8 protein-coding genes are annotated in these 14,943 nt (G+C 35.2%); all 8 read left to right on the forward strand.

Translation table 11 applies throughout. The annotated features are described in order from the left end of the window. Positions 1 to 498, forward strand: a complete 498-nt coding sequence (locus H7F21_RS06040; protein ID WP_185788305.1) for a TRAP transporter small permease — start codon at positions 1 to 3, stop codon at positions 496 to 498. Beyond that, positions 495 to 1,799: a TRAP transporter large permease gene (locus tag H7F21_RS06045; RefSeq protein ID WP_221892432.1), complete on the forward strand. Its 1,305-nt coding sequence runs from the start codon at positions 495 to 497 to the stop codon at positions 1,797 to 1,799. The genes H7F21_RS06040 and H7F21_RS06045 overlap by 4 nt, the downstream gene beginning before the upstream one ends. Before the next feature lie 233 nt (positions 1,800 to 2,032). Further along, positions 2,033 to 3,571, forward strand: coding sequence for a xylulokinase (locus tag H7F21_RS06050; protein WP_185788306.1), 1,539 nt, complete (start codon positions 2,033 to 2,035; stop codon positions 3,569 to 3,571). Next, a complete protein-coding gene (gene xylA / locus H7F21_RS06055) occupies positions 3,540 to 4,865 on the forward strand; it encodes a xylose isomerase (RefSeq protein ID WP_185788307.1) in 1,326 nt (441 codons plus the stop codon). Before H7F21_RS06050 ends, xylA begins: the two co-directional genes overlap by 32 nt. Positions 4,866 to 4,938: 73 nt before the next feature. Further along, positions 4,939 to 6,357, forward strand: coding sequence for a D-xylose transporter XylE (gene xylE / locus H7F21_RS06060; protein ID WP_185788308.1), 1,419 nt, complete (start codon positions 4,939 to 4,941; stop codon positions 6,355 to 6,357). Between the two features lie 399 nt (positions 6,358 to 6,756). Next, on the forward strand, positions 6,757 to 9,903 hold the full coding sequence (locus H7F21_RS06065; RefSeq protein ID WP_185788309.1) for a SusC/RagA family TonB-linked outer membrane protein: 3,147 nt from the start codon (positions 6,757 to 6,759) through the stop codon (positions 9,901 to 9,903). A 12-nt stretch (positions 9,904 to 9,915) separates the two neighbouring features. After that, on the forward strand, positions 9,916 to 11,826 hold the full coding sequence (locus H7F21_RS06070) for a RagB/SusD family nutrient uptake outer membrane protein (RefSeq protein WP_185788310.1): 1,911 nt from the start codon (positions 9,916 to 9,918) through the stop codon (positions 11,824 to 11,826). Between the two features lie 116 nt (positions 11,827 to 11,942). Beyond that, positions 11,943 to 14,942: a SusC/RagA family TonB-linked outer membrane protein gene (locus H7F21_RS06075; RefSeq protein WP_185788311.1), complete on the forward strand. Its 3,000-nt coding sequence runs from the start codon at positions 11,943 to 11,945 to the stop codon at positions 14,940 to 14,942. Position 14,943: the final 1 nt, after the last annotated feature.

Consider the following 14,943-nt stretch of genomic DNA (forward strand, 5'->3'; position numbering starts at 1 on the left):
ATGACTAGATCTGAACTTATTTTTAATAAAGTAAGTAGAATTCTTGAGTGGATCATGATCGTGATCTTTGCACTTTTGGTTCTCGACGTTTTGTTCCAAGTATTTTCAAGATATCTATTAGGAACATCATTCACCTGGACCGAGGAGTTTGCGCGATTCGCATTGATTTGGATGACCATTTTAGGTGCTGCATATCTCAATGGAAAAAAAGAGCATTTGTCCATGGACTTTTTGTATCAAAAATTCTCCAAAGCGAATCAAAAAAAAGCTTCGATTCTTATAGAGGTACTTATATTTTTATTTGCACTTATTGTTATGGTTATTGGTGGATTGAATCTGGTCTATACCACCTTGCACCTGGAACAGCTTTCAGGAACATTGCGAATTCCATTGGGTTATGTTTATGCCATCATGCCCTTTAGTGGTTTTCTGATCATGTGCTTTTCTGTCTATCACATTTCAAATATTTATAACAACAAAAAAGAAAATCAATCATGAGCATAGAAGTTATAAGTATTATCGTTTTGTTTGTAAGTTTCTTTACGCTATTGTTGCTTAAGGTACCAGTAGCCTACAGTATTGGTATAGCAACTACATTGAGCCTGCTACTCAATATTGATAAATTACCTGGTCTAACCACCATTGCTCAGCGAATGACCACGGGTATTGATAGCTTTGCCTTATTGGCGATTCCTTTCTTTATCCTCGCTGGTGATATCATGAAACGAGGCGGCATTGCCAATCGACTCATAAATTTCGCTAAATCATTAGTGTCCAGTCTTCCAGGAGGATTAGCTTATGTAAATATTTTGGCATCGATGTTGTTTGGTGCTATTTCAGGTTCTGCGCTTGCAGCAGCATCTGCGATTGGCAGTATAATGACAGACCGAATGGAGGAAGAAGGTTATCCTAGAACCCTAAGTGCATCTGTAAACATAACAGCTTCAACGACTGGATTATTAATACCACCTAGTAATATTCTTATTGTTTATGCCTTGGCTAGTGGTGGAACGGCCTCCGTAGCAGCTTTATTTATTGCTGGTTATCTTCCAGGAATTTTGTTGGGTTTTGCCATTATGGGCTATGTTGCTTTTATTGCAATTAGCAAAGGCTATCCTAAAGGAAAGCGTGCCACGTTTTTTGAAATTTGGACGTTTTTCAGAAAAGCTTTTTTCAGTTTATTATTATTGGTTATTGTAGTTGGTGGGATAGTCGCAGGTATTTTTACGGCGACTGAAGCTTCAGTAATTGCAGTTTTGTATGCAGCAATATTATCCTTAGCCTATGGTGATATGAAAATAAAGGATTTTAAAGGCGTATTGTTATCTAGTGCAAAAACTACAGCTGTAGTCATGTTTTTGATCTGCACGTCGATGGCAATGTCATGGTTGTTCTCTTTTGAGGGTATTCCGGAAATGATCAGTTCCTTTTTATTGGAATCCTTAAATAATAAGTTTGCCATTTTCTTAGCGATCAATGTCATTTTATTAATTATTGGAACGTTCATGGATATGACACCTGCAGTTTTAATATTTACACCAATATTCTTGCCAGTCGTCACTGCTCTTGGGATGGATCCTGTTCACTTTGGTATTGTGATTGTATTAAATCTGTGTATTGGAATTTGTACACCTCCTGTGGGAACACTACTCTTTGTGGGCAGTGGTGTCGCCAAAGTCTCGGTTACCCAAGTTATAAAACCATTATTGCCGTTCTTGGCAATTATGCTAGTCGTGTTGATGCTGATTAGTTTTATACCTGAAATATCAATGTTTTTACCTCGATTGTTCGGTTTGTAAGATATTTATTTGTTATTAAAAGACAGCACAGTACAGGATATACTATATTATTTACAAGACTACATTGTTCTTCAAATTATTCTAAATGGACTTTAGAAGGTTAATTTATGTCGTTTTAGTTCTACCTTGTCTTGAAGGAACATAGCTTTGGTATAAAGTAGTGCAAATAAATATTAACCTATTCCCAAAGAGTCTAAAAAGCCATTAGATTAACATTAAGAGTTTACCCATAAATGAATTATTACTTAGGATTAGACATAGGAAGTTCATCTATTAAAGCTGCTTTAGTAGAAGTAGAATCAGGCAAAAGCTTAGGTGTTGTGCAAGAACCCAAAGAAGAAATGGGGATGTTTGCACAAAAAAATGGGTGGGCAGAACAAAAACCAAACGATTGGTGGCTTCATGTATGTGCCGCAATCAAACGATTAAAAAAGGAATATAATGTTACTAGGTCGCAAATAAAAGGTATTGGGATATCCTACCAAATGCACGGATTGGTTTTGATTGATAAAGAAGGTAATCCACTTCGTAAGAGTATCATTTGGTGCGATAGTAGAGCAGTAAATATTGGAAATAAAGCCTTTAATAACATTGGCCAAGATAAATGCTCATCACAACTTTTAAACTCACCTGCAAATTTTACCGCTTCAAAATTAAAATGGGTAAAAGATAATGAACCAGATATTTACAAAAGCATTTATAAGTTTATGTTGCCTGGCGATTATATAGCTTACAGATTTTCAAATACCATAAACACGACCATATCAGGATTATCGGAAGGCATCTTCTGGGATTTTAAAAATAATAATGTGGCAGATTTTCTTTTGGAATATTATGGTTTTGATATAGAACTTGTGCCAGACATTATTGAAACTTTTGGCATTCAATCTTTAGTAGATGAAAAAGGAGAGTCTGAAAGTGGATTGGCAGCGGGAACACCAATTTTTTATAGGGCAGGAGACCAGCCAAATAATGCACTATCCCTAAATGTATTTAATCCAGGTGAAGTGGCTGCAACAGGTGGTACATCAGGTGTTGTTTATGCCGTTACAGATAGTCTATCTGTGAAAGAAAGTGCTAGAGTTAACAACTTTGCACATGTCAACTATAAGGAAGACGACGATGCTAGAATAGGAAAACTGTTATGTATAAATGGAGCAGGTATTCAGTACCGTTGGTTGTTGAATAATCTGTCGGTGACTTCGTATGAGGATATGAATAACCTGGCAGCGGAAATCCCTGTAGGTTCGGATGGTGTATGTCTAATTCCTTTTGGAAATGGCGCAGAGCGTATGTTGGACAACAAGGAAATAGGAACGCGCATTGTTAATATGAATCTAAACAATCATCATAAGGGGCACATGTGCAGAGCGGCTTTAGAAGGTATTGCATTTTCATTTGTGTATGGTATGGAAATTATGACTTCAGACGGCATAAAACCAAGCGTCATTCGTGCTGGGAATGATAATTTATTTCGTTCCGAAATATTTGCAAACACTGTAGCGACTTTAATTGAACAAGAAATAGAAATTTACAATACCACAGGCGCTATTGGAGCAGCACGAGCTGCAAATTTACATAAAGGAGACTTTGAAGCTTTTGGAAAGGTAATTATGGATAATGACCACGTGATGACATTTATGCCTTTTAAGGACAAAACACCCTATTTAGAAGCATACAACAACTGGAAAAAAGAATTAGAACTCATATTAAATAAAGTAGAACACAAAATAAGTCATAATGGCAATTATAGGAAACAAAGAATATTATAAAGGAATCGGTGAGATTAAATATGAAGGTAAGGAATCAAACAATCCTTTAGCATTTAAATATTACAATCCAGAACAAGTGGTTGCTGGAAAAACAATGCGTGAGCATTTTAAATTCGCCATAGCGTATTGGCATACGTTCTGTGGACAAGGTGGAGATCCTTTTGGTCCTGGGACGCAAAATTTTGCTTGGGATCAATCTTCTGACTCAGTTCAAGCTGCAAAAGATAAAGCAGATGCTGCTTTTGAATTTATAAGTAAAATGGGATTTGATTATTTCTGTTTTCATGATTACGATTTAATCCAAGAAGGAGCAACATTTGCTGAATCTGAAGAACGGTTGGCAACAATTACAGATTATATAAAGGATAAGCAAAAAGCATCTGGTATAAAACTATTGTGGGGAACTGCCAACTGTTTTTCGAATCCACGCTATATGAATGGCGCTTCGACTAACCCTGATTTTGATGTTGTGGCAAGAGCAGGAGGACAAATAAAATTGGCCTTAGATGCGACTATCCAATTAGGTGGCGAAAACTATGTGTTTTGGGGAGGAAGAGAAGGTTATATGTCCTTATTAAATACAGATATGGGACGTGAATTGGACCATATGGGTCAATTCTTAACGATGGCTAGAGATTATGCGCGTTCTCAAGGATTTAAGGGTAATTTCTTTATAGAGCCAAAACCAATGGAGCCAATGAAGCATCAATACGATTTTGATTGTGCTACAGCAATTGGATTTCTACACAAATATGGCTTAGAAAATGATTTCAAAATGAATATTGAAGTCAATCACGCCACGTTAGCACAACATACGTTTCAACACGAATTGGAAGTTGCTGCTAATGCTGGGATGCTCGGAAGTTTGGATGCTAACAGAGGAGATTATCAAAATGGTTGGGACACCGATCAATTCCCTAATAATCTACAAGAAACTACTGAAGCCATGTTGGTATTCTTAAAAGCTGGTGGTTTACAAGGTGGCGGAATTAATTTTGATGCAAAAATTAGAAGAAATTCAACGGATATGGAAGATGTGTTCCATGCACACATTGGAGGTGCAGATACCTTTGCAAGAGCGTTACTCATTGCAGATAAAATTATGACGTCTTCACCTTATGAAAAATTGAGAAAAGAGCGCTATGCATCTTTTGATTCTGGAAAGGGGAAAGATTTTGAAGAGGGTAAATTATCAATGCAAGATTTGTATAAAATCGCACAAGAGAATGGTGAGCTTCAACTACAAAGTGGCAAGCAAGAGTTGTTCGAAAATATAATTAATCAATATATTTAAAGTTGAAGATCTTTCAGGGTTTTACAACATTAAAGGTCTATATAGGCATAAAAACTAACTAACTAAACTAATTATGGCAACATCAGCAAAATCAGGATATCTTTTAAAACTAACATTAGTCGCCACGCTAGGAGGACTACTTTTTGGGTATGATACAGGAGTCATTTCAGGAACAGTAGGTTCCTTGGATAGCTTTTTTGTAATTCCCAAAGGATTATCAGAAAAAGCTGCAAGTGCTTTTAAAGGTTTTATAGTGTCAAGTGCTTTAATAGGTTGCATTATTGGTGGACTTTTTGGTGGACTCGTTAGTAAAAGGCTGGGCAGGAAAAAAGGATTAATACTTGCGGCAATTTTATTTTTAATATCAGCCCTTGGATCTGCAATGCCTGAGATGTTTATCAAACCAATAGGAGAATTAGATCATACATTCTCTAACATCTTTATTTTTTATAGAATTCTTGGTGGTATAGGTGTGGGATTAGCATCAATGCTATCACCACTATACATTTCAGAAATTGCACCAGCTAAGAGTAGAGGTCAATTGGTGTCTTATAATCAACTGGCCATTGTTGGTGGTTTTATGGTGGTTTATTTTGTGAATTATTTTATTTCAAGAGGCGGAGGTTCGGACGCATGGTTAAACGAAGTCGGATGGCGATGGATGTTTGCATCAGAAGTTATTCCCGCTGGATTATTTCTCGGACTTTTATTTTTTGTGCCTGATACACCACGTTCATTAATGCTCAAAAACAAGCCAGAAGAAGCATTAGATGTGCTTATAAAAGTCAATGGACAAAAAGAAGGGAATCGAATATTAGAAGAAATAAAAGGGTCCGTAGTACAACACTCTGGTAAGCTTTTATCTTTTGGGTGGTTGGTGATCATTATTGGGATAACACTATCAATTTTTCAACAGTTTGTTGGAATTAATGTGGTATTATATTATGCGCCAGAAATTTTTAAGAATATAGATCCAAATACAGATGGTGCGTTGTTGCTTACTATTATAGTTGGTATTGTAAACTTTCTATTCACCATAATAGCAATTAGAACCGTAGATAATTATGGTAGAAAACCATTGATGATCATTGGTGCCTTGGGAATGTCCATAGCCATGTTTTCATTAGGATTTGTGTTTTACGGTGGCGCAACGGGTTATTTAGCCTTGGCATGTATGATGCTTTATGTAGCAAGTTTTGCTATGAGTTGGGGACCTATAACTTGGGTTTTACTGTCAGAAATATTTCCTAATAAAATTAGAGGTAAAGCCATGGCAATAGCTGTAGCAGCACAGTGGATATCTAATTATTTAGTATCGTTGACATTCCCAATGATGGACGATAACACCTATTTAACAGAGCAGTTTAATCATGGGTTTGCTTATTGGATTTATGGTACTATGTCTTTATTAGCTATGATTTTTGTTTGGAAATTAGTTCCTGAAACAAAAGGAAAAGCGCTGGAAGAAATGGAAGGTCTATGGGAAAAATAAGACCATAAATTATTAAAATGAATGCGTAGTACTTCTATTTTTTTAAATTATTTTCTATTACATATTAGAGCATGTTGTTGTTAATTTTTAGTATCAATAATGATACTAAAAAACTCCAATAAGTGATTAGTGTTTTAGTTAGTAATAATTAAAAAAATAGGCGATTTAATTTGAATTTTAAATAACTAATCTGAACAATCCAGAGAGTCTAAAGCATAAAGATGTTAAATGTAACCAGAATCTATGTAAAAAGTAGGTTTGGCAGTATAGTACAGGATAGTGATAAATAATGTTATTCATATTATTGTTAACATATCATTATGATTTGTCTTTAGTGCGTTAAAGTTTAATTATTTTGGTAAATGATGACTAACTATAATGTTGAAACTTAAACTGAATATGAAACAAAAATTAAAAAAGCAATTTCCTGTTTCTGGGTTTGCATTACTACTGGCAATCGTGTTTTCCAGTTTTACTGCGATTAATTTAGAGGCTCAAGATAGGGTTTCTGGCGTTGTGATAGATGCTAGTGGGATGCCAATACCAGGTGTAAGTGTAGTGCAAAAAGGAACTACCAATGGTGCATCAACAGATTTTGATGGAAAATATTCGTTTGAATTAACTTTGGGTGAAGAAATTTTAATATTCTCTTATGTAGGTTTTAAAACACAGGAAATTCAAATTAATGGTAGAACAACCATCGATATAGTCTTGGAAGAGGATGTCTCCGCTTTAGATGAGGTAGTCGTTATTGGTTATGGTACCCAGAAAAAAGAGAGTGTAGTAGCCGCTATTACACAGATAAAAGGTGAGGAATTGATGGAAAGGAATCTTGGTATAGCTAATGTTGAACAAGCATTGCAAGGAAATTTACCAGGTGTTACCGCTATACAAGGTAGTGGTGTTCCTGGTGAAGATAATATTAGGATTTTTATTCGTGGTCGAAGTTCATGGAATGGTAATGGCGACCCTCTTGTACTTGTAGATGGTGTTAAGAGGTCAATGAACGATATAGATATGAACGATATCGAAAATTTATCGGTGCTTAAAGATGCTTCTGCTACGGCGGTTTTTGGTGTAGAAGGTGCTAATGGGGTAATTTTAATTACCACTAAGCGAGGTCAAACAGGAAAAGCGCAACTGTCGCTAAATGTTAACACAACCATTAAAACCGTTTCTCAGTTACCAAATAAATTAGATTCTTATGATGCTTTATTAGAAGCAAATAGTGCTATTTTAAGAGGAATAGCTCAATCTCCAAATACATGGAATAATTATACGCCACTAGATATTGTAGATAGATATCGTAATCCTGCTAGTTTAGAGGAAAGTTATATTTATCCTAATGTCGATTGGGAAGATGAATTATTGAAAGATTTCGCACAAGATTATAGAATTAACTTGTCTATACGTGGTGGTAATAAAACGGCTAAATATTTTGGGAGTTTAGCTTATCAAACAGTAGAAGATATTTTTGATGGAGGAAGATACGATAGTGGAAGAGGCTATTTCGGTGAGTATCGATATGATAGATTTAACTTTAGAAGTAATATCGATTTTAATATTACAAAGACTACGGAGTTGTCCGTTAATCTTGCTGGCTTTTATGGTATTAGAGAGACGCCTGGTAGCTTAGGTAATGTAACTAATGGACTTTACCTAATAGCGCCAAGTCTTTACACACCGGTATATCCAGATGGGTTGTATGGACATCCTTTTAGTTATTTTAATGTCTACAATAACCCTTTTGTTACTTTATCTGCTAATGGTTACAGTCAATTTAGAACCTTTCAAGTCAATACTGATTTTATACTAAAACAAAAATTAGATTTTATAACAGAAGGCCTGTCGTTTCAAGGACGATTTTCTCTAGATAATACTCAAAGAAGTAGACAAAACTTAAATGATGGAGGTTTAGGAGGTGTAATTTTTAGGATATACGATGGCGATATAGAGAACATTGAGCCTCTAGAAGATGAAGATACGCGATTTGGTTATGTTCAACCACCATGGACTTTAGGAAATTCACAAGTAGAGGATAACACACGAAGACGAAGAATGGTTTATGATGCTTCATTGAATTATAATAGAACTTTTGATGAAAAGCATAACATAACTGGTCTATTTTTAGTGAGAAGACAGGAGGCTGCAAATGGTACTGGGATTTTCGCTTTTCCAACATACCGTGAAGACTGGGTAGGAAGAGTTACTTATAATTACGATTCTAGATACTTTTTAGATATTAACGGTGCTTACAATGGCTCTGAACAATTTGGTCCGGGATTTCGTTTCGACTTATTCCCATCTCTTGCATTGGGTTGGACAGTCTCAAACGAAGCCTTTATGGAAAATATAGATTGGTTAAATTTACTTAAATTTAGAGGGTCTTATGGTATTGTTGGTGATGATACTTTTATCACGACTGATGAAGCAGCAAGATGGACTTATATTACGCAATGGGAGTCTGGTGATTCTGCATTTTTAGTACCAAGTGATTATCAAGGAAATTCTCCCTACACGTTTTACAGAGAAACTCTTGTTGGAAATCCAAACCTTCAGTGGGAGTCAGCTGTTAAATATAACATAGGTGCTGAGTTTAATTTATTTAATGGTTTGTTAACCGGTGAGGTAGATTATTTTGCAGAAGATCGCGATAATATTGTAATTGCTAATAGTCAAACTACACCAGATTTTGTGGGAGCAACCCCTCCGTATGTTAATAGAGGTGTCGTTGAGGTAAGGGGTTATGAGATTGTTCTTGGTTCAAGTTATACTTTTGATAACGGTTTAACGCTATCTGGTGATTTTAATTTTACACAAGCTATAGATAAAGTAATTGTAAGAGATGACCCAGAATTGAGGGCTGCTTATCTTAATGCTGCTGGTTTTAATATTGGTCAAGGAAGAACAGGGATTCCTGCAGGTATATTGACTAATTGGGACGATATTTATAGTTCAACTCCGCTAAATGAAAATCAAAGTACTGTACGTCCTGGGTATTATGATCTTGTAGATTTTGACGGAGATGGTGTTTATAATTCTAATTTCGATAATGCACCTTTCGGTTATCCAAATCAACCTCAAAGAACTTGGGGCCTTACTTTGGGTGCACGATACAAAGGTTTTAGTATTTCAGGGCAGTTGTATGGTACCCAAAATGCGTCTAGATTGTTCAGTAACCAAACTTTTAGTAATTCAACACCGTTAATCTTTGAGCAAGATTTAGATTATTGGACCGTGGATACGCCAAATAATACAGATACTCAACCATCTTTTGGAGTTCCAGGAGCAGCAAATCCTAGAGATAATTGGTTAGATGCGTCATTAACAAGGCTTAGGGCAGTTACTTTATCTTATGATATACCAAGAGAGACCTGTGAAAAACTTGGACTGAAAAAACTTCAATTCTTTGCAAATGGGAATAACCTGTTTTTATGGTCTAATTTGCCCGATGATAGAGAGTTCAACAGAGATGGAGGAGGACAATCAAGAGGAGATTACCCTACCTTAAGAACATTTAACTTTGGTTTTAGTATGAATTTTTAAAAAAAAGAAATTATGAAAAATTATAAAGTAAAACTATTAATAATCTTAGGATTAGTATTCCCATTTTCATGCGAGGATTATTTAGATGTGGCGCCAGATGCTGTCATAGATGAAGAGGTTGTTTTTTCCACCTTTAATAATGCGCAAGGTTTTGTTGAAGAAATGTATGCCTTGGTGGTGTCATATGAACAACAGACGCATACCTTTCAAGACTTTCTTTTGGGAGATGATGGATTTGTTGATAGACCTACAAAAGCAAGTGGTGACATTGATGCCGGAAGATTCAATGATGTTATAAGAGATAATTTTTGTTACTTAAATAACCATTATAATGCTGATTATGGATCTACAGGGACTAACTCCGCTAATGTCGCAAACACTAATGCGTTTAATAGACAAAGACCAGGGTTATATGATGGAAGCTTACGCGGTATCCGTAAGGCTAATATTGTAATCGAGAATGTTGAGAATAGGGATTTAATGGTAAATGCAACTCAAGCAGAAAAAGATGTTATTCTTGGACAAGCTTATTTTTTTAGAGCATTTTTCCATAATGAGATTATGAAATTTTGGGGACGTTATCCATATATTGATAGAGTTATAATAGATGATTTTAGAATACCACGTCCAGAGACCTACAAAGAAGTTGCTTTACGTGCTAATGAAGACTATATAAAAGCCATTCAATTATTGCCTGTAAATTGGGACCTTGAGCCTTATGGACAACTTACGCAAGGCGAAAATAGAGGTAGGCTTACTAAAGGTACAGCATATGCTTTTCAAGGCAAAAACTTGCTTTTAGCAGCAAGTCCATTAATGAAAGGTAACAATGTAAGTATAAATACATATGACTATGATACAGAGTTATGTGATATGGCTGTTGAAGCTTTTTCTGGAATTCTTCAATTAGCCGACCAAGGCCGTTATGCCTTAGCGTCTTGGGAAAACTACGATGATGTGTTTTGGAGATCACCTGCACCTGGTACATGGCCGGGAAGTACAGAATTTATATTTTCTGCAACTGGTGGTAGTCGAGGACAAGCCACAAGATTCATGGCATCAGGAGTAAATAGAGCGATTCATACCACTTCTGCTGGATATGAAGTTATTAGTCCTACACATAATTTTATTCACAACAATTTTGGTATGGCTAATGGACTGTCTATAGAAGATGATCTTAGTGGTAATTTTGGCCCACCAACGTACGACCCTACTCAGCCTTTTGAAAACCGTGATCCACGTTTTTATAGATGGCATATTATCGATGGACAAATTATAGATCCCGGAGCTGGAGATCCAAATCATGTAGCTGCTCAACTTTGGTTTGAAAATTCCAGTCAAAAAGGTTTCCACCGCAGTACTGGTGCTGAAAACATCAAAATAGTAAATAATACAGGGTATATGTGGACAAAATTTTACCCTAAAGTTGATGGTAAGTATCATACTAGATGGAATCCTATTATAGATCAATACGTTGGAGTACGAATGCATATGAGACTAACAGATGTTTATTTAATGTATGCTGAAGCATTACATGCCTCTAGGGGTGCAACAGCAGTTCCTAGTTCTTATGGGTTGTCGGCTGAGGGCGCTATTAATTTATTGCGTAATAGAGCTGGTATACCTAATGTACACCCTAATATAGTTGGAGATAACAACAAGTTCATGGATGAATTAAGAAGAGAAAGATCGGTTGAATTAAGTTATGAAGCACACCGATGGGTCGATATTAGACGATGGGGAGTAGCTCATTTAGATAAATATAGAAGAAAATTAGCCTTAGATTTTCCTCAAGACAGAAGTAATTTCACAGAAACACTTCTTGTAGACAGAATTTGTGAGTTCCCTCAGCATTATTGGTTACCATTTCCCGCTGAACAAACACAAATTTACGAAGGCTTCCCTCAAAATCCAGGATGGTAGAGGTAGTCTTTTACAAATTCGTTATAATTAATTTAAAGAAAAAAATGAAGATTGATAAATTATCTAGGTTGCTTACTTTATTAAGCATAATGCTGTTTTGCATATGCAATGTTGCAATGGCTCAAACAAATGATAAACAAGTAATTGCAAATGTGGTTGATGAGCAAGGTAACCCCATAGAAGGAGTTAATGTTTCTAGCCCAAGTGGAAATAAGACATCTTCGGATGTTAATGGACAGTTTAAAATTGCATTATTAGATGATGAGTCCGTTTTACTTGAAAAAAAGGGCTATATATCAGCCATTATTACTATGTCTGATTTAACTGATAATATTATCATGAAAAAATCTCCTTTTCTCGCTTCGGAAGATGACGAATTAAAAATGGGAGTTGCCACTAAATACAGGCGTAATATTGTTGGTGCAGTATCTTCAATTAACACGAAAGACCGATTAACTTATGACAATACCCAAGTGGTTAGAGATTATATTAACGGATTGATGTTAGGGGTTAGAGGTTCTGATAATATTAGAGGTATAGGAGGTGTAGGCGATGCTGTTTTTGTTATTGATGGTGTCATTGGTCGTGATCCTAATATCCTAAATATGGAAGAGGTAGAGCAGATAACTGTACTTAGAGATGCTAATTCTGTCGCCCTCTATGGTAGTCAAGGAAGAAATGGTGTTATTGTTATTAATACCAAACGTGGAGAAGCTAATAAAAAAGAAGTTAACGTAAATATTCGTTCTGGTATTAGAACACCCATCTCTTTGCCTAATTATTTAGGTTCAGCGGCGTATATGACACTTTTTAATGAAGCAAGAAATAATGACGGGTTAGATAATTTTTATAGTCCAGCACTTATCCAGGAGTTTAGAACAAGTTCTAATATTTATAAAAATCCAGATGTAGACCTTTATTCTAAGGAATACGTTCAACGTTTAGTCAATTTCACAAATGTTATAGCTGAATTTTCAGGTGGTAATGATAAAAATCAATATTATGTTAACGCAGGATGGAATAGTGAGGGAGCATGGGTGGATATTAATGAAGATATAAATGCAGGAACTAACCGTTTTAATATAAGAGGTAACTTGGATTTTAAAATAAACGATTGGATTACAAGCAGTCTTGATGGAATTGCAGTTATAAGCAAAACTAGAGGGTCTAGAGCCGATTTATTAAGCGCAGGTACTACGTTCAGACCAAACGCTTATTCACCATTATTACCTGTTGATTTAATAGATACAAGCGACCCTACAGTTGCAGGACAATTACAAGCAGCAAACATCTTTGATGGGTTTCTTTTAGGTTCAACTCAACAGTTTGGGTCAGATGCACCCATAGCTTTAGCTATTGGAGGTGGTTATCGAGATACCGTTTTTCGTTCTACGCAGTTTAACAACACAATCAATTTTAATTTAGATAGGATAGCAAAAGGTTTATCAGCTAAAACCTATGTTAGTTTTGATTTTTTTGATTCTTATAATTTATCTATAGAGAACCAATTTAAAACCTATGAACCAATTTGGGATGGTGACCGTATAACAGGTCTTAATGTTTTTGGTGAAGATAGACAAGATCAAAGACAAGAGACTACTACCAATGGTTTTTTATCCCGATTTGGTTTTTATGGACTTATAAACTATGATACTACTTTTGCCAAGGACTATTCTTTAAATACCACTTTATTGGGTTTTTATAATTCACAAAGGCGAAATGATGTTATTCAAACAGATGTTAATGCGCACTTAGGCTTTCAAACGGCTTTTGATTACAAAAAGAAACTATTTTTTGATTTTACAGGAACCTATGTCAATTCAATAAAACTACCGAAAGGAAATAGAGGAGCATTTTCACCAACGTCAGGTATAGCTTACATTATAAGTGAAGAACCTTTTTTGAAGAATAGTAAATTTATTAATTACCTTAAGTTAAAAGCGTCTGGTGGTGTTTTAAAGTCAGATCGAGGTATTACTGCTCTTAATGCTGGAGGTACTGTTGATAATGATGCTAGCGCTTACTATTTATATGATGTAAACTATTCTTTTGGCAATAATGTTAGTTGGGCGGATGGTAATACTAATCGAAGAATAGATATTACACAAGGAGAAAATCTTGATTTAACATTTGAAGAACGTATAGACTTAAATTTAGGTTTCGAAACGTATGTGATGAATTCTCTTTGGATAGAAGCTAACTATTTTAAAACAGAATTAGACAAACAAATAACATTTATTCAAGATCAATACCCGTCTTTTTATGATACGTTTAGACCATATAATAATTTCAATAAGAATTTATACACTGGTTTCGAAATCGGTATGAATTTTAATAAAACTTATAAAGATTTGTCAATTACTTTAGGTGCAAATGTGCTATATAGCCAAACTGAAAGGTCCATAAGATCTGAAGTATTTGCTGAAGATTATCTACAAACACAAGGAAGAGAGATTTCTACAATTTTTGGATTAGTTGACCAAGGTTTTTATGCTGAAGCAGATTTTGATACAGATGGTAATTTAAATGCTGGTTTACCTGTTCCTCAATTTGGTAATGTTCAACCTGGAGATATAAAATACGAGGATCTAAATGGGGATAATATTATAGATAATGATGACAGAAGAGCAATCGGGCAATCTAGTAATCCATGGACTTATGCGCTAAACCTTAACTTAAATTATAAAAGATTCAACTTATTTATTTTGGGTGTAGGTCAATCAGGAGCTCATGGTAATAAGTTAAATAGTAGTTTTAACGAATATTATTCAGTAGATGGGGCGGATAAATATTCAGAAGTCGTTCTTGGACGATGGACACCACAAACAGCAAGTACGGCAACATTTCCAAGATTATCAGCACAAACAAATCAAAATAATTTTAGACAATCTACATTTTGGCTTTTCGACACAAGTTACTTTAACATTAACCGCGCACAGTTAACATATGAATTTGAGGATGCTCTTTGTAAAGATTTAGGCATGGACAATTTTAGTCTAAATCTGTCTGGAACTAATTTGTTTGAAATAGGTAAAAATAAAGATATTCGTAGGTTAAGAATAGGCAGTACACCACTATCTAGATCTTTTACTTTAGGTATAAGAGCATCCTTTTAAG

It is taken from the genome of Winogradskyella flava, assembly GCF_014243395.1.
GTDB classification, from domain to species: Bacteria; Bacteroidota; Bacteroidia; order Flavobacteriales; family Flavobacteriaceae; genus Winogradskyella; species Winogradskyella flava.